Raw genomic sequence first — 25,165 nt, 5'->3', positions numbered from 1 at the left:
AGGCGATGGTGGCACTGGTTTTCCCGGGACAGGGATCGCAGCGCAAGGGCATGGGGGCCGACCTGTTCGCCCGCTTCCCCGACCTGACGCGGCAGGCGGACACGGTCCTCGGCCACTCGGTGGAGGAACTGTGCCGCACCTCGGGCGACGGCAGGCTCGACCGCACCGAGTACGCGCAGCCCGCCCTGTTCGTGGTCAGCGCCCTGTCGTATCTGGCCCGGGATCCGGGGCTGCCCCAGCCGGCGTTGCTGGCCGGGCACAGCCTGGGCGAGTACGGCGCTCTGTTCGCCGCGGGCTGTTTCGACTTCGCCACCGGGGTACGCCTTGTCCGCGAACGGGGCGCCCTGATGGGGCGGGCCCAGGGCGGCGGAATGCTGGCGGTGCTCGGCGTCGACGGCGACGAGGTGCAGGCGCTGCTCGCCGGGACCGGGGCGCGCCAGGTCGATGTCGCGAACTACAACACGCCCACCCAGACGGTGCTGTCCGGCCCGCTGGACGAACTGCGCATGGTCTCCGCGGCCCTGGGACAGCGGCCGGGGGTGCGATGTGTGCCCGTGCGGGTGAGCGCGGCGTTCCACTCCCGCCATATGCGCCCGGCCGCCCAGGAATTCGCGACGTTCCTGACCGGGTTCTCCTTCGCCGATCCGCACCGCACGGTCATCTCCAGCGTGACGGCACGCCCGTACGGGGCGGGGCAGGTCGCCGAGCTGCTGTCCCGTCAGATCGAGAGCCCCGTGCGGTGGTCGGAGACCATGGCCTACCTCAGGGAGCGCGGGACGACGGAGCTGGAGGAGATGGGCCCGGGCAAGGTCCTGACGGGCCTGTGGAAGCAGGGCCGCGCCGACGGGGCGAAGGCCCGGGCCGTGGCGCCCGCACCGGTGGCGGTGGCGGCCGGTGTCCCGGCGGCGGCCGCGGCCCGGACGCCCGCTTCCTCGGCTCCTGTGGCGGCGCGGGCGGCGACTGCGGCGCCCGCCCGCCCGTCGGACCCCGCTCCCCCGGCTCCCCGCACCGCCCCTTCCCCCGCCTCGCCCGTACCCCCCGCCTCCGTTTCGCGTGGGCAGCGGGCCGAGGAGCTGGGCAGTGCCGAGTTCCGGCGGGACTACGGGATCCGTTATGCCTATCTCGCCGGGGCCATGTTCCGCGGGATCGCCTCGGCGGAGCTGGTCATCCGTATGGGGCGGGCCGGTCTCATGGGGTTCTTCGGGGCCGGCGGGCTCGGGCTCGACAAGGTGGAGAGCGCCCTGGTGCGGATCAAGGACGCACTCGGTCCGGACGGCCGTTACGGCATGAACCTGCTGCATTCGATCGACGACCCGGCGTACGAGCACGCCGTCGTCGACCTGTGCCTCAAGCACGGTGTCCACGACGTGGAGGCCGCAGGATTCACCCAACTCACCCCGGCCGTCGTGCAGTTCCGCTTCTCCGGCGCCCACCGGGATGCCGTGGGCCGCCCCGTCGCCGTACGCCGGGTGCTCGCCAAGGTGTCGCGGCCCGAGGTCGCGGCCGCCTTCATGGCGCCCGCGCCCGCGGCGATCCTGCGCCGGCTGACCGCCGACGGACGGCTGACGCCTCAGGAGGCCGAGATCGCCGCCGAGCTGCCGGTCGGCCAGGACATCTGCGTCGAGGCCGACTCCGGGGGCCACACGGACGGCGGCGCGGCCCTGACGCTACTGCCCTCGATGATCCGCCATCGCGACGCGGCGATGGCCCGGCACGGTTACGGCCGGCGGATCCGGATCGGCGCGGCCGGCGGCATCGGCGCTCCCGAGGCCGTCGCCGCCGCGTTCGTCCTCGGCGCCGACTTCGTGCTGACCGGCAGCGTCAACCAGTGCTCGCCCGAGGCGGGTACCTCCGACGCCGTCAAGGACATCCTGGCCGGTCTCGATGTGCAGGACACCGCGTACGCGCCCGCGGGCGACATGTTCGAGATCGGCGCCCGGGTCCAAGTGGTCCGCAAGGGAACGCTGTTCGCCGCGCGCGGCAACAAGCTGTACCAGCTCTACCGCAGCCACGACAGCTGGGAGTCGATCGACGCGGGAACCCGGCGCTCCGTCGAGGAGACCTACTTCAAGCGGCCGTTCGCCGAGGTGTGGGAGGAGACCCGCGTCTACCACCTCGGGCGGGGGCGCGACGCCGAGATCGAGAAGGCGGACCGGCTGCCCAAGCACCGGATGGCCCTGGCGTTCCGCTGGTACTTCGCCCGCTCGGTGCGCTGGGGCCTGGAGGGCGAACCGACGCAGAAGGTCAACTACCAGATCCAGTGCGGCCCGGCGATCGGCGCCTTCAACCACGTGGTGCGCGGCACCGGCCTCGAGGACTGGCGTCACCGTCATGTCGACCTGATCGCCGAACACCTGATGACGGGCGCCGCCGACGTCCTCGCCCGCCGCTGACCGTGCGCCGCCCGGCAGCGGCGGACGGCGGGCGGCACACGTATCGATCCACCGAACCCTGGAGCCACCATGACCACCCTGACCTTCCACTCGACCAACTCCGGTGTGATCGTGGAGCGCACCGCCCAGCTCAAGCAGGCCCATCGGGCCGAGGGCCGCCGGATCGCCCTGGAGCAGGCCGCGTACCTCAACGACAAGTTCGCGGGGCAGACCACGGTCACCGTGCACGAGGAGACGTTCGGCGTCCGGGACCGGCTGCACTGGCTGGTGCACCTGCCCAAGCTCAGCGGCCACCGCGAGATCTCCCGGCTGCTCGACGGCGACGAGGGGCCGGCCGCGGACGCCGACTGGCACGGCATGTTCGTCGACGGCTCGTTCTCGGAGACGGCGCTGATCCCGCAGCACTGGGGCATGTACGGCACCGACGAGGCCCTGCCCGAGGGCACCGTCATCGACGCCGCCGCGCCCGACCTGCGCGTCCCGCCGGCCCAGCGGCAGACCTCGATGAGCCCGGAGCGCACCCTCAACTCGTCCGGCGCGGGACTGATGATCCACCGTGTCGCCCAGCCCAAGTACGCGTTCCGCGCCGAGGCCAGGCTCTTCGCCCGCCGTATCACCGAGTCGATCAACACCAGGCTGCCCGGGATCGCGTCGTCGTTCCTGTACGAGGAGGCCTTCGGCCCGGCCGACCGGGTGCACTGGCTCATCCACATGAAGTCCGAGGACACCTACTACGACCTGATCGACATGCACATGCGCATGGACGACGCGACCCGCGCGATCTATCTGGACGAGATCATCGCGCCGGAGAAGGGCGGCGGCACCTGGAACCGGCTGTTCGTCGAGGAGAGCATGGGCGACATCGCCTTCTCCCCGGTGCCGGACGCCCGCTAGAGAAACGCTCGCTTCGCCGCCTCACCGCCTCGCCACCCGCGGGCCTGCTCACTTCTGAGCAGGCCCGCGGGTGCGCTGTTCCTAGGGTGCGTCAGGTGCAGCAAGCCGGTGTCTTTTCTGGGGGAGCGGATATGGAGCCTGGAACCAGCCCGTCGGGGCAGCAGGATGCGTCCGGCCTCGCCGCACGGGTGACGGCCGTGATGGTGCGGGTGCTGTCCGCGGCCCGGCCCGACGCGCAGCCCGTGACCGCCGCATGTGAACTGCGGGGCCTCGGCCTCGATTCGATGACGGCGGCCCGGCTGTGGCTCGCGGTGCAGGGCGAGTGCGCGGCGGATGTGCCGCTGGGCTGGCTCACCGAGGCGACCACGGTCGGCGAGTACGCCCTGCGGGTCGCCGACCACGCGTCCCAGGCGGTGCCGGTCCAGGGGGCGGGTGCCGTCGGAGCACAGGTCGCCGCGGACCCGGACGCCCTGCACGAGCCGTTCCCGCTGACGCCGCTGCAGGAGGCGTATCTCATCGGCAAGGAGCCCGAGCTGCAGGCGGACGCCGTGGGCTGCCACCTGTACCGCGAGTTCGACGTGCCGGCGCTCGACACCGAGCGGCTGCGCGCCGCCTGGCAGCGCCTTGTCGAGCACCACGACATCCTGCGCGCCACCGTCACCGAGGACGGCCGGCAGCAGATATCCGCGCAGGCCCCGCGCTGGGACCTCGCCGTGCACGGGAGCGCCACGCGCGCCGAGTTCACCGAGACCGCGACCGCCGTGCGCGCCCGGATGTCCCACCACCTCTTCCCTGCGGGCCACTGTCCCCCCTTCGCGATCGAGGTCACCCTCGGCCCGGACGGCACCGGCCGCGTCCACTTCGGCATCGACGCGATAGTCACCGACGGTCAGGGCCTCGACCTGCTCACCGCGCAGTGGGAGGCGTGTTACGCCGACCCGTCCCACCTCCTTCCCGCACCGACGGCCCCGCTGTCGGTGCGGGACTGCGTTGTGGCCCTGGACGCGGCGCGGCGGACCGAGGCCCACCGGCGTGACCTCGACCACTGGGTGCGGCGGCTGCGTGAACTGCCGGGCGCGCCGGGCCTGTTCACGGGGGACGCGCCGGAGCGCGGCGCCGGCCTGTCGTGTGTGCGCCGCAGCAGCCGCACCGCGCGGCTGACGGCCGCCGAGTGGCGGTCGTTGCGCGCGAGGGCCGAGGAGCTGGCGGTGTCGCCGACCTCGCTGGTCCTGACCGTGTTCACCGAGGCGCTCGCCCGGCACGGCGCCCACGAGCCGTTCTCCCTGGTCGTCACCACCAGCAGGCGCCCTCAACTGCCGCCGGAGGCAGACCACTTGGTGGGTCCGTTCACGGGCACCACGTTCGTCGAGGCGGTCCCCCCGCAGCAGCACACGTTCGAGGAGGCCGCCCGGCTCACCCACGAGGGCCTGTGGCAGGCGCTGGAGCACTCCGCGGTCTGCGGGGTCAGTGCGCAGCGGGCGCTGCGCGGCGGCGGTCCCGGGCCGCTGCCCGTGGTGTTCACCAGCATGCTCGACGCGGCGGGCCGGCCGAGGGCGCGTGGGTTCGCAGCGGCGCCGGTCTACGCGGTCAGCCAGACCTCCGGGGTGTGGCTCGACCACCAGATGTGGGAGCAGGACGGCGCGCTGCACCTGCGCTGGGACACCGCTGACGGGTGCTTCGCGCCCGGTGTGGTGGAGGCCGCGTTCGCGTCGCTGTGCAACGGGCTGCGCGCGCTCGCCGTCGCGGGACCCGTCGTCACCCGCCCCCTGAACGACCTGCAGCAGGCGTACTTCGTGGCGCGTGCCGCCGGGGAGCCGGGGCCGTGGCGGGGCTGCCAGGTCGTCGTCCCGTACGACACCGACGAGCGCGTGGACCCGGTGCGCCTGGAGTCGGCCGTGGTGCGGCTCGTCGAGACGTACGACGTGCTGCGCTCGGCGGTCACGCAGGACGGCGTCGTGGAGGTGCGCGCCGGGGCGCCGCGCCGGTGGACGGTGCCCGTCGTCGCGGGCGGCTGCCCCGACGAGGTGCGCGATGCCATGGCGGCGGCGAACTTCCCGCTCGGCCGGTACCCGCAGTTCGAGGTGCGGGTGGTGCGCGGCGACGGCGGTGACACGGTCCTCCTGTCGATGGACCTCACGCTCACCGACGCCCGCGGCATCCATCTGACCGGCCGTGAACTGATGTGCCTGTACGCCGATCCCGCGGCGGAGCCCCGGCCCGCCGAGGCGGCTCGGGACACGGCGCGCGTCGCGGACGACGAGGCCCGCTCGCGGGCCCACTGGCAGGACCGCCTGCGGGCGCTGCCGCCCGGTGTGCCGCTGCCCGGGCCGCGTGACGCGGACGCGCCCGACCGCCGGGTCCGCCTGGCCGGCGCGCCACTGGCGCTGCGGCCGCTCACCGACCGCTGCGCCGAGCACGGTCTGAGCCTGGACGCGGTGCTGCTCACCGCGTTCACCGATGTCCTCGCCCGCACGTACGGAACGGACTTCGCCGTGCCGGTCGTCCGCTGGGACCACGGTCTCGACCCACAGCGGCCCGGCGAGTTCACGGCGCTGAGCTGGCTGCCGTGCGCGCCGCGCGAGCTGTCCTTCACCGCTCGGGCGCGCAGCTATCAGGAGGGTCTGGAGCGGGACGCCGATGTGTCCGGCAGCGGTCTTCCCGAGCTGCGGCGGGCCGTGGCGCGCTCCGGCGGTGCCGGGTACCCCGTCGTCTACACCTGTGCCCTGGACCTCACCGACCGGCCGCTGCCGGGGTCGGTCCGGGCCGGGCAGTGGCTGAGCTGTACCCCGGACGTGTTCCTGGACTGCATCACCACCGTCGACGCCGGGCAGCTGCAGCTGGCCTGGGACGCCGTGGACGGCCGTGCCCCGCAAGGCGGCTGGAGCGAGCTGCACGCCGAGTACCGCCGGGCCGTGGCCCGTCTCGCCGATGACGCGGCGGCCTGGCAGGAGCCGGCCGGGGGCGACACGTCGGGCGCGGACGACGGCGAGGTGCGTGGCGCCGAGCTGCACAAGATCCTGCACGAATGGAACGACACCGCCCGCGCGTTCCCCGACGACCGGCTGATGCACCAGCTCTTCGAGGAGCAGGCGGCCGAGCACCCTCAGGCTCAGGCGCTGCGCTGGCGCGGCGGCACGATGACGTACCAGGAGCTGAACCGGCGGGCCAACCGCATCGCCGCCCGGCTGGCCGCCGAGGACGTGGGCCCGGAGACGGTCGTCGCCGTCAGTGTGCCGCGCGGGCCCATGATGGTCGCGGTGGTCCTCGGGATCCTGAAGGCCGGCGGTGTCTATCTGCCGATGGAGCCGCATCTGCCCGCCGAGCGGGCCGCCGTCATCCTCGAGGAGGCGCACGCCGCGGTCGTCGTCACCACCGCCGACCGCGAGGGCTGGCCGGTGCCCGACGGATACGCCCGCGTGTGCGCGGACGCCGCCGTGGAGGGCCCCCACCCCGCCGACGCGGACACCTCCCCGCGGCCCGTGACGCAGCCGCACAACACGGCGTACATCATCTTCACCTCGGGCAGCACCGGCCGCCCCAAGGGCGTGGCGGTCGCGCACCGGCCCGTCCTGAACCTCATCAACTGGTGCCGGCGCACCTTCGGGTTCGGGCCCGGGGACATGGGCCTGTGTGTCACCTCGCTCGGCTTCGACCTGTCCGTGTTCGACGTGTTCGGCCTGCTCGGTACGGGTGCCGCGCTCTACATCGCGGACGCGGAGCAGCAGCGCGATCCCGCCCTCCTCCTGGACGTGCTGATCGAGGAGCCGGTCACCTTCTGGAACTCGGCGCCCACCACGCTCGCCCAGGTAGGTCCGCTGCTCGACACAGTGGGCACGGCGGGTACCGGTGATCTGCGCCTGGTGTTCCTCAGCGGCGACTTCACGCCGCTGCCCCTCCCTGACGAGGTGCGTGCCGTCTTCCCGCGCGCCGACATGATCAGCCTGGGTGGTGCCACCGAGGCGACGGTGTGGTCCAACTGGTTCCGCATCGGGGCGATCGACCCGGCCTGGCGCAGCATCCCCTACGGCAGGCCCATCGACAACAGCCGCTACCACGTGCTCGACGAGGCGCTGCGCCCCTGTCCCGTCGGCGTCGAGGGGGATCTGTACATCGGCGGTGAGTGTCTGGCCCTCGGCTACGTCAACCAGCCCGAGCTGACCGCCGACCGGTTCATCCCCGACCCGTTCCACGAGGACCCGCAGGAGCGCCTCTACAAGACCGGTGACAGGGCCCTGTACTACCCGGACGGCAACCTGAGCTTCCAGGGGCGGGCCGACGGACAGGTGAAGGTCCGCGGGTTCCGGGTGGAGCTGGCCGAGATCGAGCACCGGCTGCGGGCGCACGACGGGGTCAAGGACGCCGTGGTCCTGGCCCGGGAGGACGGCTGCGGGGACCGCACCCTCGTCGCGTACGTCGTGGCCCTGCCGGGTTCGGCGCCCTCCGGGCGTGAACTGCGCGGGTTCGCGGGGCAGACGCTGCCGGAGTACATGGTGCCCAACTTCATCGGTTTCCTGGCCGGGTTCCCGGCCACCGCCAACGGGAAGCTGGACCGGGCCGCGCTGCCCTGGCCGCTGGCCAAGGCACACCTGACGCCGCCGGACCGCTCTGCCGACGCCGATCCCGTCGGTTCGGAGGCCGAAGTGGCCGTCCCTGTGAAGGAGTCGGCGGCTGAGCCTGCCGTCGCGGGCGGGGCCGGGCCCGCGGTTTCCGTGCCGTCGCGCGACGAGCTGTGCGCGGAGATCGCCGATCTGTTCGCCCAGGCCCTCGGGGTCGAGTCGGTGGACGCCGACACCGACCTGTGGGACCAGGGCGCGACGTCCTTCACCATGGTCCGGGTCTCGGGCTCCCTGCAGCGCTCGTACAAGCAGCGGTTCCCCGTCTCCGCACTGCTCGACAACCCGAGCGTCGGCGCGATCGCCGGCTGGGTCCATGCGCAGCTGGGGGGCGGCGCCGACGCGGAGAGCACTGCCGCCGTCGAGGCGGAGACCGCGACGTCGGTCGATGCCGAGACCACGGCGACGACCGTCACGCGGACCACGGCGACGACCGTCACTCAGACCACGGCGGCGTCCGACGAAAGGCCCGATTCCGGTCCCGGACCGGTGGACTTCTTCGCCACCGAGGAGCGCGAGCGCTTCAAGCGACAGCACTGGAACCGGCGCCCCGACGAGCCCGGGCTTCCCGAAGTGCCGCTGGCCGACGCCCGGTTCGAGGACGAGCTCCACGCCTGGCGGGCCAGCCGCCGGGACTTCCTCGACCAGCCCGTGCCCCACCGGTCCTTCTCGCGTCTGCTCGGCCTGCTGCGCGAGACCACCGGCGCCGACGGCACCGGCGCCCTGTACCCGTCGGCCGGCGACACCTACTCCGTCCAGGTCTATCTGCACCTGACGCCGGACGCCGTCGAGGGCCTCGACGCCGGGCTCTACTACTACGACCCGTCCCGGCACTCGCTGCGCCTGCTGCGCTCCGGTGTCCTGCCGGATCGCGGGGCCCACTTCTACTACAACCGGCCGGTGTTCGACCGGTCCCGGTTCGGCATCTACCTGTTCGGCCAGCGCCACGGCATCGAGCCGCTGTACGCCGAGGAGAGCCTGCGCTACCTCACGCTGGAATCCGGGTACATGAGCCAGTTGCTGATGCTGGGGCAGGCCGCCCACGGTGTCGGCCTGTGTCCGATCGGCGCCCTGAACACCGAGCAGTTGAGCCAGTGGCTCGGCCTGGACGAGGGCCATGTCTTCCTGCAGGCCTTCCTCGGAGGTGCGGCGGAACACCCGCAGCGCACGGCGGGCGGCACGGCGCCGTTCTTCACCGGGCCGACCGACAGCGGCGGCTACAGCGGGAGCAGCGACAGCAACACCGTCATCACCGATGTCGTGGCGCCGGTCAGCGCCGCCGCCGAGGACGCCGACGCCGAGCCCCCGGCGCACACCGCCGAGCCGGCCGCGGTGATCGGCATGGCCGGCCGGCTCCCCGGGGCCGGGGACCTGGACGCCTTCTGGGACAACCTGGTCTCGGGACGTACCGCGATCGGCCCGGCGCCCGCGTCCCGGCCGGAGACGGCGCCCTCGGGGGCCCGTGCCACCGGAGGTTTCCTGCCGCACATCGACCGGTTCGACAGCCTGCTCTTCCATGTGTCACCGCAGGAAGCGCCGGCCGTCGACCCGCAGGCACGGCTGATGCTCGAGAGCGTCTGGCAGTGCCTGGACGACGCCGGGCACACAGCCGACTCGCTGCGCAGGTCCGCGGGGCGCGTCGGGGTGTTCATCGGCTCCATGTGGCACGACTACCGGCAGCAGGGCGCCGACCGGTGGAACGGGGGAGACAGCGCGGAGGTCGCGGCCACCGCCTCCGACATCGCCAACCGCGTCTCGCACTTCTTCGACTTCCGCGGCCCCAGCCTGGCCGTCGACACCTCCTGCTCGTCGTCGTTCGCCGCGCTGCACCTCGCGGTGGAGAGCCTGCGCCGCGGCGAGTGCGGGGCGGCCGTCGTCGGCGCCGTCAACCTGCTGGCCCACCCCTACCACTGGGGCCTGCTCGACGGCCTCGAACTGCTCGCTGCCGACGCCCCGCCGGCCGCGTACGCCGCCGAAGGCAGCGGCTGGCACCCGGGCGAGGGCGTCGGGGTGCTGCTGCTGCGCCCGGCCGACGCCGCCCGCCGCGCCAAGGACACCGTGCACGGCCTGATCGAGGGCACCCGGATCGGCCACGCGGGCCGCGCGCCGCGCTACGGCGCGCCGCACACCGCGGCCCTCGCCGACTCGCTCGCCCGGGCCCTGGCCGACGCGTCGGTGATCCCCGACGAGGTCGACTACGTGGAGTGCGCCGCGGCGGGCGCGGGCATCGCCGACGCCGCCGAGCTGGAGGCACTGGGCTCCGTACTCGCCCGCTGCGCCGGAGCGTCGCCGGTTCCGGTCGGCACGCTGAAGCCCAACATCGGGCACCTGGAGGCCGCTTCGGGTCTCTCGCAACTCATCAAGGTGCTGCTGCAGATACGTCACGGGCGCATCGCGCCCACGCTGGTGTCGGGCGAGCTCAGCCCGCTCGTGGACTGGGACGGCCTCCCGGTCGACCTGGTCGACACTCCGCGCGCGCTCACGCCGCGCGCCGCCGACGGCCGGGCCACCGTCCTGGTCAACGCGGTGGGCGCGACCGGTTCGTACGGCCATGTGGTGGTGCGAGCACCGCACGCGCACGGCACCGGGCCCGCCGCTCAGGACGGGCTCGCAGAGGCCGGGGCCGCGCCGTCGGCGAGTGGTCCGCGCACCGTCGTCCTGTCGGCCGCTTCGCCCGAGGGCCTCACGGCGGCGGCCGGGCGGCTGCGCGACCATCTGGCCGGGGCGGGCCGTGCCCTGTGCCTCGACGACGTGGCCTGGACACTGCAGACCGGGCGCGCGTCGCTCGGTCACCGTCTGACGCTGTCCGCCGACGGCCTGGACGGCGTACGGGCGGGCCTGACCGCGTTCCTCGACGGGCGCCCCCGCCCGGGCCTCGCGACCGCCGCCGCCGATCCGGCGCTCGCCGGAGTACCCGCCGACGCACAGGACCTGGCGCGGGCCGCCGGGGACTGGCTGCGCGGGCACGTGGTGGACTTCGCCCGGCTGTGGTCCGCGCCCGCCCGTCGCGTCCCGCTCCCCGTCCAGGACTTCACGGTCCTCTCGCAGGAGCGGCACTGGCTCGCCGCGCCCGCGGCCCGGCGGCCGGACGGTGAGGCGGGTTCCGCACCGGCCGCGCCGGAGTCCGGGCAGTCCGCGCCGCCGGCGTCCCCGCAGGTTCAGGACGACCGCGCGGACCGCGCCCAGGAGCATGTCGCCGCCTGCTTCGCCGAGGTGAGCGGCATCCCCGCCGAGCAGCTGCACCCGCGGGTCCCGCTGGAGCACTACGGCCTGAGCTCCCGCCTGGTCGCCCGGTTCAACGAGCGGCTGCGCCAGGACGTCCAAGGGGTGTCCAGCACGGTCCTGTTCGAGTACCCGGACCTGGCCGGGGTCGCCGCGCATCTGGCGGCCCACCACGAGGGCCCCTGGTCGGCCGGCCCGGACACGCAGCCGTCGCCGCCCGTCCCGTCCCCGGATCCGCTCCCCGTGACCCGTACGCACGCGGCGGCCCTGGGCGAAAGTGCCGCGGCCGACGGTCCCGAGCCCATCGCCGTCATCGGCATCGCGGGCCGCTACCCGGGGGCCGGGGACCTGGAGGCGTTCTGGAGCAATCTGGCCGAAGGCGTCGACAGCGTCGGTCCCCTGCCTGCCGAGCGCGCCCGCGACGGCTGGCCCACCGAGCAGATGTGGGGCGGCTTCCTCGAGGGTGTGGACCGGTTCGACGCGCTGTTCTTCGGGATCGCGCCGCGCGACGCCCAGCTGATGGATCCGCAGGAACGGCAGTTCCTCCAGGTGGTCTGGGAGACCCTCGAGGACGCGGGCTGCACCAGGGCCCGCATACGGGAGCAACTGGGCTCCGACGTCGGCGTGTTCGTCGGCACGATGTACAACGAGTACCCCTTCTTCGGCGTCGAGCGCTCGCTGGCCGGGGAGAGCGCCGACACCGGGTCCGCCGTCGCGGGCATCGCCAACCGGGTCTCGTACTTCCTGGATCTGCACGGCCCGAGCCTCGCCGTGGACACCATGTGCTCGTCCTCGCTGACCGCGCTGCACCTGGCGGTGGAGAGCCTGCGCCGCGGCGAGTGCGCCGCGGCCGTGGCAGGCGGAGTGAACCTCTCGCTGCATCCGCACAAGTTCCGCCAGCAGACCCGCCTGAAGATGTCCTCCAGCGACCACCGCTGCCGCAGCTTCGGCGCGGGCGGCGACGGCTTCGTGCCCGCCGAGGGTGTCGGGGCGGTGCTGCTCAAGCCGCTGTCCGCCGCCGAGGCCGACGGCGACCGCATCCACGCCGTCATCCGGGGCACCGCCGTCAACCACGGCGGCAAGACCAACGGTTACATGGTGCCCAACCCCGTGGCCCAGGGCGATCTGGTCCGTGCGGCGCTGCGCCGCGCGGGCGCCGACCCGGCCACCATCGGCTACGTGGAGGCGCACGGCACCGGCACCCAGCTCGGTGACCCCGTGGAGATCAACGGCCTGAACCGGGCCTTCGCGGGCGCCTCGGTGGCCCCGGCGAGCCGTGCCATCGGCTCGGTGAAGGCCAACATCGGGCACGCGGAGGCGGCGGCCGGTATCGCGGGCCTCACCAAGGTGGTGCTCCAGCTCCGCCACCGCCACCTCGTGCCGTCGCTGCACACCGAGGAGCTCAACGAAGCGGTGGACTGGGCGAGTTCACCGTTCGAGGTGGTCCGCGAGGGCCGCCCCTGGGCCCCGCTCACCGGAGCGGACGGCGCCCCGCTGCCGCGCCGCGCGGGCCTCAGCGCCTTCGGCGCCGGAGGAGCCAACGCGCATGTCGTCGTGGAGGAGTACGTCCCCGGCACGGCACCGGAACCCACCGAACCCGGCGTACCCGGCGTACCCGGCGTACCCGAACCGCAGTTGATCGTCCTGTCCGCGCACGACCCCGGCCGGCTGCGGGCACTGGCCGGACGGCTGCGGGACCGGCTCGGACGCGACGACCGGCCCGCGCCGGCCCTCGCCGACGTGGCACACACCCTGCAGAGCGGCCGGGAGCCCCTGCGCGAGCGGGTCGCGCTCGTGGCGTACGACGTGGCCGGGCTGTGCCGCGCCCTCGACCGGCTCGCCTCGGGCGACACCGGCGCCTGGGTGCACGGCCGCACCCCCGGCGGCGCCCTGCCCGACGGCCCGAAGGCGGTGCTCGATGCGGCCGCCGACCGGGACGCGGAGCTGCTGCGCCTGGGCCGGCACTGGACGGAGGGCGGCACGGTCGACTGGCCGGGTCTGCACCCGGTGCGCCGCCGTCTGGTCTCGCTTCCCTCGTATCCGTTCGCCGAGGACCGGCACTGGCTGCCCGAACCGCGGACCGCGGCTCCGGCGGCAGCGGCAGCGGCAGCGGCAGCGGCAGCAACCGTGACGGAACCGTCCCGCACCACGCTGTACGGCCGCACCTGGCGGGCTCTGCCGCCGCTCGCCGCCGCGGCCGCTCCCGCACCGTCGGGCCGTGTCCTCTGCGTCTTCTCCGCACCAGGCGAGCCCGTGGCGCGCGCCCTGGCCGCACTGCTCGGCCCCGACCGGGTCACGCTCGTCCGGGCGGGCGCCGACGCCGGGAACGGTATCCCCGGGATTCCCGGCATCGGCGATGAGGCGGAGGCTGCCGCGTTCGCGCAGGGGCTGCGGGCCGACGGGCCGGATGCCGTGGGCGGTCTGATCGACCTCACCGACCTCGGCGGCCCCGCCCGCGGGGACGCCGGATCCTGGACGGCCCGGCTCGTCCTGCTGCGGCGGCTCGTGCGCACCCTGCGCGGCCACGGCGGCCGCGTACTGCACGTGACCGAGGGCCTGTACGGGCCCGCGGGCCCCGCACCCTCGCTCGCCGGGGCGCGCATGGCCGGCTTCGTGCGGGTGCTCGGCGCGGAGTACGGGCGGGTCACCGGCACCGTGCTCGACCTGGACGCCTCGGCCGTCGGACCCGACGCGGCCGCACGGCAGATCCTCGCCGAGTACACCGGGCCGTACGGCCCGGGCGACGTGTCCGTACGCGGCGGGGTGCGCCACCGCCCCGAACTCGTGGCCCTGCCCGACGCCGGGCACCGGCCGCTGACCCCCGCCGCGGACCGCGCCTACCTCGTCACCGGCGGCACCCGGGGCATCGGGGCCCGGGTGGCCCGGCTCCTGGTGCGCCGCGGCGCCCGGCGGATCGCCCTGACCGGGGCCCGTCCGCAGCCGCCGCGTGCCGACTGGCCGCTCCTTTCGCCGGGCGCACCCGAGGCCGAAACGGCGGCGCTGGTAGCCGAGTTGGAGGCCCAGGGCGCGCGCGTCCTGGTGCACTCCGGCCCGCTGAGCGAGCGGGAGCGCACCGACCGGTTCCTGCGCGAGGTGCGCGAGGTGCTCGGCCCGATCGGCGGTGTCGTGCACTGCGCGGGGCGCGGGCCTGTCGGCAGGCCCTCGTTCATCGGCAAGGAACTCGCCGACTTCGACCCCGTACTCGAACCCAAGACGACGGGCCTCGAGGTCCTCGACGAGCTGTGCGCCGGTGACCGGCCGGAGTTCTTCGTGCTGTTCTCCTCGCTGTCCGCCGTCGCACCGGGCCTGGCCGCCGGCGTCCTCGACTACGCGGCGGCCAACGCCTTCCTCGACTGTTACGCCGATCACCAGGTGCGCTCGGGACGCCCCTGGTTCCGTTCGGTCGCCTGGCCCACCTGGAGCGAGTCGGGCATGGGCGCGGACCGGCCCGACAGCTGCGCGCCCGTGGGCGTGGGACCGCTCGGCGACGAGGAGGGGCTGCGGGTCCTCGAACGGATCCTCGCCCTGCCCGCCGAGCAGGCCCGCATCGTGCCCTGCCCCCCGATCGACGGCATCGCCGCCGACCCCGCGGCGCTGCTCGGTTCCCCGCGGGACACCGACGCAACGGCCTCCGTGGGGTCCACCACCTCGGCCGGGTCCGCACCCATGGCCGGGTCCACACCCACAGCCGGGTCCGCACCCGTTCCGACGACGACCGGGGCCACGCCGCCCCGGCCCCGTGAAGAGGAGCACACCGTGCCGAACACCTCAGTCACCGGGCCGCCCTGGCTCGCCCCGCTGTTCAGCGAGCTCCTCGCGATTCCCGAGGACGCCCTGGACCCGACGGCGCTCCTCGGTGACCTGGGGGTGGAATCCGTCCTCCTGGGTGAGATCCTGCTGCGGCTCGAGGAGTTGACGGGTCTGTCCCTCGACCCGGCGACGCTTCTCGACCACCCCACCCTCGAACTCCTGGGCCGGCATCTGGCGGACCTCGGGGTGCCGAGCGCACCGCCCGTGCCCGCCGCGACGCCCGCCGCGCCCGCCGTGGCTCCTGTGACCCCCGTGACTCCTACGGCTCCCGTGGCTGTGGCCCCTGTGGCCCCCGTGGCCCCGTCCGGGAAGATCGCCGTCATCGGGCTCTCCTGCCGCTTCCCCGGGGCCGAGGACGCCGCCGCCTTCGCACGCAATCTGCTGGGCGGCACCTGCTCGGTGACCGAGGTGCCGCCCTCGCGCTGGGACGTCGGTGAGCTGTACCGGCCCGAGCTCGAGCCGGGCCGCAGCACCAGCAAATGGGGCGGATTCCTGGACGGGATCGAGGACTTCGACCCCGAGTGGTTCGGCATGAGCGAGGACGAGGCCCGCTGCCTCGACCCGGCCGTGCGGCTGTTCCTGGAAGGCTCCGCCACCTGTCTGACGGACGCCGGATACGGTGCGCGGGAGCTGGCGGGCCGCGACGTGGGGGTGTTCGCGGGCGCCCGGATGTCCCACTACGGGCGCCGGGTGGGCGAGCGGCGCGGCCTCGTGGGCATGGGCTCCGACCAGAACTTCATCGCCGCGCGCATCGCCCACCACTTCGACCTGCACGGCCCCAACCTCGTGGTGGACAGCGCCTGTTCGTCCTCACTGGTGGCGCTCCAGCTGGCCTGCCGCAGTCTCCTGGACGGCGAGTCGGAGCTGGCGCTGGCCGGCGGGGTCGACGTACTCCTGGACGAGGAGCCGTATCTCGACTTCAGCGCGGCCAAGGCGCTGTCCCGGCACGGCCGCTGCGCCACCTTCGACGAGAACGCCGACGGGTTCGTGCCCGGCGAGGGCTGCGGCGTCGTCCTGCTCAAGCCCCTGGAGAAGGCGCTGCGGGACGGCGACCGGATCCATGCCGTGATCGACGCGGTCGCCGTCAACAACGACGGCCGCACCATGGGACTGACCACCCCCAACCCGGCGGCACAGGCCAAGGTCGTCCGCCGGGCCCTCGCCGCGGCCGGGCGGCGGGCCGACGAGGTCGGCCTGATCGAGGCCCACGGCACCGGCACGATGATCGGTGATCCGATCGAACTGCGTGCCCTGACCGAGGTGTTCCGCGAGGAGACCGGACGGACCGGCTTCTGCGCCATCGGAAGCGTCAAGACCAACGTCGGGCATCTGCTGAGCGCCGCGGGCATGGCCGGCCTGATCAAGGCGGTGCTCGCGGTGCGGGACGGGCGGATCGCGCCGACGCTGTTCTGCGAACGGCCCAACCCGCGCTTCGACTTCGCCGCCTCGCCGTTCTACCCGAGCCGCACGGCGCACGACTGGGTGCCGGAGCCCGGCCGGGTGCGGGTCGCCGGGGTGAGCGCCTTCGGCCTGGGCGGCACCAACGCCCATGCCGTCGTCAGCCAGTTGGACCCGGCTCTGGCGGCGGCGCACCGGCCGCGCCCGGCCCTGCCCGCGCCGGACTTCGCGCGCCGCAGGCTGTGGCTGGAGGCGGCACCTCCGTCGGCGCCCGGCCCGCGGCCCGCGGTCCCCGGCCGCCCGCCGCTGGGTGCCTCCATCCTCGGCCTGACCTTCGAGGAACCCCTCTCCGAACCCGGTTACGCCCCTCTCACCCCAACCCCGACCGGCGCCGACACCGCAGCGGCGTCGCAGGAAGGACGGAAGTGGTGAACGTGCCCTCCGCACCGCAGCCCGGACACGAGTTGGTGTGCCATCTCGTCCTGGAGCACAGCGACTTCATCATGCAGAACCACCGGGTGCACGGGGTGTCCGTCATGCCGGGGGTGACCTTCCTCGACATCGTCTTCCGCATCCTGCGTGACCGGGGCTTCGACACGGCCCGTGCCGAGCTGCGCAACGTCCTCTTCCACGAGGCGATCGCCACCAGCGAGGGCTGTGACCGCGACATCCGCATCACGGTGTCGACGTCCATCGACGGCAGCCGCTGGATCACCGCGGAGAGCCGCCGCCGCGAGGGCGGCGAGAGCGCCGCGGACTACCAGGAGAACTTCCGCGGCGAGCTCGTCCTGCACGACGTGCCCGAACCCGGGCCGCTCGACGTCGACCGGCTGCGCACCACCGCGCGGCGCGTGGCCGACCTGGACGAGATGTACGCACGGGCCCGCGCCGAGGAGATCCGGCACGGATCCGCGATGCGCTGCTTCGGCCGGCTCTACTACGGCGACGGCGAACTCCTCGCCGAACTGGGCCTGGACGGGGAGGCGGCGGAGCTCGACGAGCACTTCCATCTGCACCCGGCGAAAATGGACTGCGCCACCATCGCCGCGTTCGCGCAGGTGCCGCCGCCGGACCAGGACCCGTTCATCCCGGTGTTCATCGAGTCGTTCCGGGCCCCGCGCCCGCTGACCGGCGTCGCGTACGCCCATATGCCGCGCCCCGAGACGTACGCCCAGTCCGGGGACATCATGCACAACGACTGCGCGCTGTACGACGCCGACGGCCGCTTCCTCGCCGGGTTCACCAAGCTGACCTGCAAGCGCATCCGCAACCCCGAGCTCATCACCCGGCTCCTCGACGCCCCGGACGTGACGCGCACGGCCGCGCCCGCCCCGGCTGCGGTGTCCCCCTCCCCCGTTGTCGCGCCTGCCTCGTCCGACGGCGGCGGGGCCGGGCCCGACGCGGTGCGCGCGCATCTGCGCGAACTGGTCGGCACCCTTCTCGGCAGGGCGCCCCACGCGATCCGCACCGATGCCGGTTTCTACGACCTCGGCCTGGACTCCGGGCACATGCTGGACATCAGCCGCCGCCTGGAGGAATACGTCTGCGCGCCGCTGTATCCGACACTGCTGTTCGAGTTCTCCGACATCGACTCGCTCGCCGCGCACCTGTACGCCGAGTTCGGCGCGCAGGTGCGCAGCGCCCCCGCCAACCCGCCTGCCACACCCGCCTCGCCCGATGAGGGCGCCGGAGCCCCGCCCGCGGCGGCGGCCAGGAGTGCGGCCCGCGCCGTCACGCCCGCCCTCGGCTGCCGCCGGCCGGTGTGGGCACCACTGCCCGCCGACCCCGGCGCTTTCGCGGCGGACGGCGCACGGACCGTGGTGCTCGTCGGTGCCGACGCCGCGACCGCGGCCGCCCTGCGCGACGCCGCGGCCCCGGCCCGGGTGGTGCGCGCCGAACGGGCCTCCGCGTTCCAGCGCCTGGCCGCCGACCACTACCGGCTCGACCCGGCCGATCCGGACCAACTCGCCTCGCTGACCACCGCGTTGGCAACCGACGGCATATCCGCGACGGCGTACGTCCGCTGTGCCCGCACCCGGGACACGGACGGCGCCGGGAGCGCGCTGCCGGATGCCTACCTCGAGAGCTGGGCGCTGGCCGTGGCCGTCACCGGTACCCGGCCGACGGGGCCCGTCCCGGTACTGTTCCTGCACCCGCGCGATCCCGCCGCGCCCCGTCCGCACGAGGACGCGCTGGGCGCGCTCGCCCGCACCGTCGCCGCCGAGGCGCCGCAGCTGCGCTGCCGTGCGGTCGGCCACGACGCCACCGCGACGGCCGGGGACCTCGCCGCCGTCATCGCCGCCGAGAGCACGGACCTGTCCGCGGAGAGCGAGGTACGGCACACGGGAGGCACCCGGCTCGCGGTGCGGCACGAGACGCTGGCCGTGCCCGCCGGGAACGGCGCGGGCGTGCTGCGCGAGGACGGCGTGTATCTCGTCACCGGCGGGGGCGGCTCTCTCGCCGCACTGCTGGTGGACCGCCTGGTGACGCGCGGCCCGGTGCGGCTCGTGCTGACCGGCCGCAGCGCGCCGGGGCCCGAGCTCACACAGCGGATCGAAGGCTGGCGGCGGCGCGGCGCCGAGGTCACCCACGTGCGCGGCGACGTCGCCCACACCGACGACGTGCTGGCCGCCGTGACCTGTGCGCGCGAGACGTACGGCCGGATCGACGGGGTCTTCCACTGCGCGGGCAGCGTCGACGACGGAATGTTCTTCCGCAAGGACCCGGAGCGCTCCGCGGCCGTCCTGGCCGCCAAGGTGGCCGGCACCCGGAATCTCGACGAGGCCACCGCGGACGACGACCTTGCGTTCTTCGCGCTGTTCTCGTCCGTTTCGGCGTCCGTGGCCAACCCGGGCCAGGCCGACTACGCGTACGGCAACGCGTTCATGGAGCACTTCGCCGAGCAGCGTGCCGCCCGCGCGGACCGGCCCGGCGTCTCGGTCGCGGTCGGCTGGCCGCTGTGGGCCGACGGCGGGATGCGGGTCTCCGAAGACGTGCTGCGCCGCTCCGCCGACACGTCGGGGCTGCACGCCCTGCCTACCGACGCGGGCCTGGACGCGCTGTTCGGGCTGCTCTCGGGGGCCGCGCCGCGGGCCGTCGTCACGTACGGCGACCAGGAGCGCATCGCCGAACTGCTGCCCGCGCCCCGGCCCTCGGCCGCACAGTCCGGGCGCCCCGGCTCCCCCGACTCCCCGGACAGCGACGACATCGCGATCATCGGCGTCGCGGGCCGCTACCCCGAGGCCGAGGACCTCGAGGCGTTCTGGCGCAATCTCGCCGAGGGCCGCGACTGTGTCGGCGAGGTGCCCGCCAACCGCTGGGACCACGCGGCGTACTACGACCCGGAGCGGGGCAAGGAGGGCCGCACGTACGGGCGTCGGGGCGGGTTCCTCGACGGCGTCGACCGGTTCGACGCGGCCTCCTTCGGCATCTCGCGGCGCGAGGCCGAGCTGATGGACCCGCAGGAGCGGCTGTTCCTCACCGTCGGCCGGCAGGCCGTCGAGAACGCCGGCTACCGCCCGGAAGAACTGGCCCGCACCCGGGTCGGGGTCTTCGCCGGTGTCATGTGGAACCACTACCAGTTGTGTACGGACGGCAGTGCCGAGCCCGTCGCACCGACCGCCCTGCACTGCTCCGTCGCCAACCGGCTCTCGTACTGCCTGGATCTGTCGGGGCCCAGCATGGCGGTGGACACCGCCTGCTCGTCCTCGCTGACGTCACTGCACCTGGCCGTGGAGAGCATCCGGCGCGGCGAGTGCGCACTGGCCGTCGCGGGCGGCGTCAACGTCGCCGCGCACCCGCAGAAGTATCTGCAGCTCGCTCAGGGCCGATTCCTGTCGACGGACGGGCGCTGTCGCGCTTTCGGCGCGGACGGCGACGGCTACGTGCCCGGTGAGGGCGTGGGCGCGGTGCTGCTCAAGCCGCTGGCCGACGCGCTCGCCGACGGGGACCACGTGCACGCGGTGATCAAGGGCTCGTTCCTCAACCACTCGGGGCGCACCAGCGGTTTCACCGTGCCGAGCCCCGCGGCGCAGGCCACGCTGATCGCCGACGCGCTGGACCGCTCCGGTGTCGCCGCGGACAGCGTCGGCTACATCGAGGCGCACGGCACCGGCACCGCGCTGGGCGACCCGATCGAGATCGAGGGGCTGAGGCAGGCGTTCGCGGACGCGGGGCTCGCCCCGGGCAGCTGCGCCATCGGCTCGGTGAAGTCCGGGATCGGGCACCTGGAGAGCGCGGCCGGTATCGCCGCCGTCACCAAGGTGCTGCTCCAGATGCGCCACCGGGAGCTGGTGCCGTCGCTGCACAGCGAACAGCCCAACCCGCACATCGACTTCGCCTCCACCCCCTTCGCCGTGCAGCGGACCCGGACCCCTTGGCTGCCGCGACCGGGCAGCACGGTGCTGCGCGCCGGAGTGAGCGCGTTCGGCGCCGGTGGCTCCAACGCCCATGTCCTCCTGGAGAGCGCGCCGCCCGCGCCGGCCACCCCTGTGGCGGGTCCGCAGCTGTTCGTGTTCTCCGCCAAGGACGAGCGGACGCTGCGCGAGGTGGTACGCCGCCAGCTGCGCCACCTGGACGGTCCGGGCCCGGTCGGGAGCTCGGCGGACGAGGCGACGGCGCTGCTCACCGGTGAGGTGGCCGCGCTCCTGGACGTGCCCGTGGACGCCGTGGACGTGCGGGAGAACCTGGCCGACCTCGGGGTCGACCGCCTGGCACTCGCCGAACTCGGCCGCCGCGTCGAGGGGCGCCTGCCCGCCGGGGTGCCGCTGTCCGGGCAGGCGTCGGTCACCGAACTGGCCGCGGCGCTCGCCGCCCGGCCGGACGCCCTGCCGCTCGCGGACATCGCGCACACGCTGCGGGTCGGGCGTTCCCCGCTCGCCGTCAGGCTCGCCGTCGTCTGTGGTGAACCGGATGAGCTGCGCCGGAGGCTGGCGGCGTTCCTGGACGGCGACGAGCCCGGCGAGGGCGTGTTCACGGGCCGCGCCGAAGACGACACGGAGCCTGTGCGACTTGAGCAGGCCGCCGAGCTGTTCCGCCTCGGCCGGCTGTCCGAGCTCGCCCGCGCCTGGGCCGACGGGGCCGCGGTGGAGTGGGACGACTGCCACCCCGGCGACGGCGTACGGCCACGTCGCGTACCGCTGCCCGCACACCCGCTGGACGAGCGCTCGTACTGGATCGGCGGCTGGCGCAGCGCGCAGGAGACCGGCGAGCGCCGGGAGCCGGTCGAGACGGCGCAGGCTTCAACTGCCGGGCCTGCGGATCCGGTTGACCAAGCAGACCTGCCGGAGGTACGGGAGGAGCGGCCCGGACTCGACCCGCAGGAGGTGCTGTGGGCCGTGGTGGACGCGGTCCGGACGCGGCTCTATCTCGAGCGGGACGAGGTCGACCACCGGCTGTCCTTCAACGAGATGGGCGTGGACTCGGTCGGCGCCGTGGAGATCGTCGAGCAGCTCGGAGCACGTTTCGCCCTGGAGATGGACCCGGTGACGCTCTTCGACCACCCGACGGTGCCCCGGCTCGCCGAGCGCGTCAGGGAACTGCACCGGCAGAGCCCGGCGCCGCGGCCACAGACCGCTCCGGCCGTCGCGCAACCGGCGGCACCCGAGGCCGCCGCCCTGCCCGCACCCGCACCGGCACCGGCACCGGCACCGGCACCGGCACCCGAGCCGGCCATGTCCCCGGACACCTGCGACGACATCGCCGTCATCGGCATGTCGGGGCGTTTCCCCGGGGCCGAGGACCTGGACGCCTTCTGGGAGAACATCGCCGCCGGGCGTGACAGCTTCACCGAAGTGCCCGCGCAGCGCTGGGACGTCGGCCCCGTCTTCGACGCCGACCGCCTCGTCCCCGACAGGACGTACAGCAAATGGGCGGCCATGCTGCCCGAGGTGGGCCGGTTCGACGCGGCGTTCTTCAACCACTCGCCGCTCGAGGCCGAGGTGATGGACCCCCAGCAGCGGCTGTTCCTCGAGCAGTCCTGGGCGGCACTCGAGCACGCCGGGTACGCGGTCGGCGCCGACGACCGCACCTCCTGCGGGGTGTTCGTCGGCTGTGCGCCCGGTGACTACTCGACGCTGCTCACCGAGGCGGGACGGGCCGACACCGGCCATGCCTTCCTCGGCACCACCAGTTCGCTGCTGCCCGCCCGGATCGGCTACTTCCTGAATCTGGACGGACCCACCATGGCCGTGGACACGGCCTGTTCGTCCTCGCTCGTGGCCGTGCACCTGGCCGCCGACAGCATCCGGCGCGGCGAGTGCGCCATGGCCCTCGCGGGCGGTGTGGCCCTCATGGTCACCCCGCAGCTGCATGTCAGGGCCAGCAAGGTCGGGATGCTGTCGCCGCGCGGCACCTGTGTGCCGTTCGACGCGTCGGCGGACGGCACCGTGCTCGGCGAGGGCGTGGGCGCCGTCGTACTGAAGCGCCTGGACCGGGCCGTCGCCGACGGGGACCACATCCACGGCGTCATCAAGGCGACCGGGGTGAACGGCGACGGCCGCACCAACGGCATCACCGCGCCGAGCGCCCTGTCGCAGGCCGCGCTCATCGCGGACGTGCACCGCAGGGCCGCGGTGGGCGCCGACGACATCGGGTACGTGGAGGCGCACGGCACCGGTACCGCGCTCGGCGACCCGATCGAAGTGCGGGCCCTGACCGAGGTGTTCCGCCGCTCGACCGATCGCAGCGGCTACTGCGGCATCGGCACCGTGAAGGCCAACATCGGGCACACCACCATGGCCGCGGGGATCGCGGGCCTGCTCAAGACGCTGCTCGCGCTGCGCCACCGCGAGCTGCCGCCCGCGCCCGCCTTCGACACCCCGAACCCGAAGACGGAGCTGGACTCCAGCCCCTTCTTCGTGGTCCGGGACCGCCAGGAGTGGGAGCCGGGTCCCGGTGGTCAGCGGATCGCCACGGTCAGCAGCTTCGGCTTCAGCGGCACCAACGCGCACGCCGTTCTCGCGCAGGCCCCCGAGCCGCAGGCCCGCCCCGAAGAGCCCGACCAGGAGCGGCTGTTCGCGGTGTCCGCCCGCGACGGGGCGGCCCTCGACCGGCTGCTGCGGCGGCTCGCCGACAGTGACCTGGACGGCGTCACCCCGGCCGATCTGGCCTTCACGCTCGGCGTCGGCCGCGCCCATCTCCCGGTGCGGGCCGCCGTGATCGCCCGGAACGTGCCCGAACTGCGCCGCAGGCTCCGCCTGCTGCAGTCCGGCGCCCAGGCCCCGGGCTGCTTCCGCACCGGTCAGGGGGCCGCGGCCGGCGACCTGGACGAGCAGACCCGCGCCGAGCTCGCGGGCCGCGCCGGGTCGGGTTCGCCCGCCGAGCGTGTCGCCGCCCTGGAGCGCCTGGCCGGCGCCTACGCCGCGGGCCAGGACCTCGACTGGCAGTCCCTGTCGTACGGGGACCGGCCGCGCCGGGTGCCGCTGCCGACGTACCCCTTCGGCGGGGACCGGCACTGGATCACACTCCCGGACACCGACCGCACCGCCGTGCCCGCCACGGCACCCGCCACGTCCGGCACCGAACTCCCGGGCGAGGCAGCACCGCAGTTGGCTCCCCACCCCCTGCTCGGTGCTGTCTCCGGGGTGCCCGGCGACCCGGACGGCGCCCGCTTCCCCGTGCCGGTGCCGTCCGCGCACTGGGTGCTCGACCACCACAGGATCGGCGACCGGCCGGTCCTGCCCGGCGCCGCCGGGCTCGACCTCGCGGTGGCCGCGGCCCGGCGCTGCGGCCTGCGCGGCACCGTGCGGCTGCACGGCGTGCAGTGGCTGCGGCTGATCGACGCCGAGGCCGCCGGCACGCTGCGGCTCACCCTGACCTCGGACGGCGAGGGGTACCGCTTCGCCCTGGCCACCGGTGACGACGGGACCGTCTGCTCCCGTGGCTCGCTCACGGTGCGCCCCGATGCGCAGGACACCGCCGCCCCGGCCGCGTCGCCCGAGACCCTCGATGTCGCGGAGATCGCCGCCCGCTGTCCGTACGAGGTTCCCGCCGAGCGGTTCTACGACGACTTCCGTTCCGGCGGGATCGCCTACGGCCCGTCCTTCCGGGTCCTGGAGAAGATCACCTTTGGTGACGACGAGGTGCTCGGCACGCTGCGCGCCACCCCGGACAGCGGCGGGTTCGCCCTGCACCCCGCCCTGCTCGACGGCGCCCAGCAGACCATCGCCGCTCTGGAAGGGGGCAACGACGCCACCCTGGTGCCGTTCTCCGTCGAGACCGTGGAGGTCGTCGACGCGACGGCCGTCCCCGCGTTCGCCCATGTCGTCCGTGCGGGAAAGCACCGCTACACGGTGCGCCTGGCCGACCGGTCCGGGCGGGTCTGTGTCCGCTACGAGGGCCTCGCCCTGCGGGCGCAGCACAACCCGGTCGACTCCATGATGTACCGGCCGGTGTGGCGCCCCGCTCCCCTGCCGCAGTCCGGCATCACGCCCGCGGGCGGCCGTACGGTGGTGGTCCACACCGCCGACTCGACGACCCTGGCCGCCGCGCTCGCGGCCCGTACGGGCGGCGGCCTGGTGGCACTGTCCGGCGCGCAGGACGCGGCGCCGGACCCGTACGCGGTACTCGAACAGCCCCTGGAAACCGTCTACTTCGTGGCCCGTACCGGCGACGCCGAAGGGCCCGCCGAGGCGGACCGCACGGCCCTTGACCTGTTCCGCCTGGTCAAGCGGATGCTCGCGGCGGGCCGCGCCCGTGACCGCATCGCCCTGCGCATCGTGCTTGCGGGCGCCGTACCGGCGGACCCCGAGGACATGACCGAGCCCGTACGTCCGCACGCCGCCGGAGTGCTCGGCCTGGCCCGTGCCATCGAGTCGGAGTGCCCGCGCTGGAGCG

At 74.3% G+C, this 25,165-nt stretch carries 4 protein-coding genes (1 of these 4 only partly in view); all 4 read left to right on the top strand.

The annotated features are described in order from the left end of the window. Positions 1 to 5: 5 nt before the first annotated feature. Positions 6 to 2,393, top strand: a complete 2,388-nt coding sequence (fabD, locus tag CG723_RS27585; protein ID WP_100596214.1) for an ACP S-malonyltransferase — start codon at positions 6 to 8, stop codon at positions 2,391 to 2,393. 69 nt (positions 2,394 to 2,462) lie between these two features. After that, positions 2,463 to 3,287: a DUF6039 family protein gene (locus CG723_RS27580; RefSeq protein WP_100596213.1), complete on the top strand. Its 825-nt coding sequence runs from the start codon at positions 2,463 to 2,465 to the stop codon at positions 3,285 to 3,287. Positions 3,288 to 3,418: 131 nt separating this feature from the next. Further along, positions 3,419 to 16,762, top strand: a complete 13,344-nt coding sequence (locus CG723_RS27575; RefSeq protein WP_100596212.1) for a non-ribosomal peptide synthetase — start codon at positions 3,419 to 3,421, stop codon at positions 16,760 to 16,762. Continuing rightward, positions 16,759 to 25,165, top strand: partial view of an SDR family NAD(P)-dependent oxidoreductase gene (locus CG723_RS48710; protein ID WP_159032556.1) — the beginning only. The gene runs 13,646 nt beyond the window's last position; the window shows 8,407 of its 22,053 coding nt (coding positions 1-8,407); its start codon is at positions 16,759 to 16,761; the stop codon falls past the right edge of the window. The genes CG723_RS27575 and CG723_RS48710 overlap by 4 nt, the downstream gene beginning before the upstream one ends.

Origin of the sequence: Streptomyces sp. CB01635, assembly GCF_002803065.1 — a bacterium.
In the GTDB taxonomy this organism is placed as follows: Bacteria; Actinomycetota; Actinomycetes; order Streptomycetales; family Streptomycetaceae; genus Streptomyces.
Note: the sequence above shows the minus strand (reverse complement) of the source record. Positions and strands in the feature narration are given on the sequence as shown.

Bases quoted from the DNA above. Each gene is read 5' to 3' on its own strand.
- fabD (WP_100596214.1), top strand. From the start codon at position 6: ATGGTGGCACTGGTTTTCCCGGGACAGGGATCGCAGCGCAAGGGCATG.
- CG723_RS27580 (WP_100596213.1), top strand. From the start codon at position 2,463: ATGACCACCCTGACCTTCCACTCGACCAACTCCGGTGTGATCGTGGAG.
- CG723_RS27575 (WP_100596212.1), top strand. From the start codon at position 3,419: ATGGAGCCTGGAACCAGCCCGTCGGGGCAGCAGGATGCGTCCGGCCTC.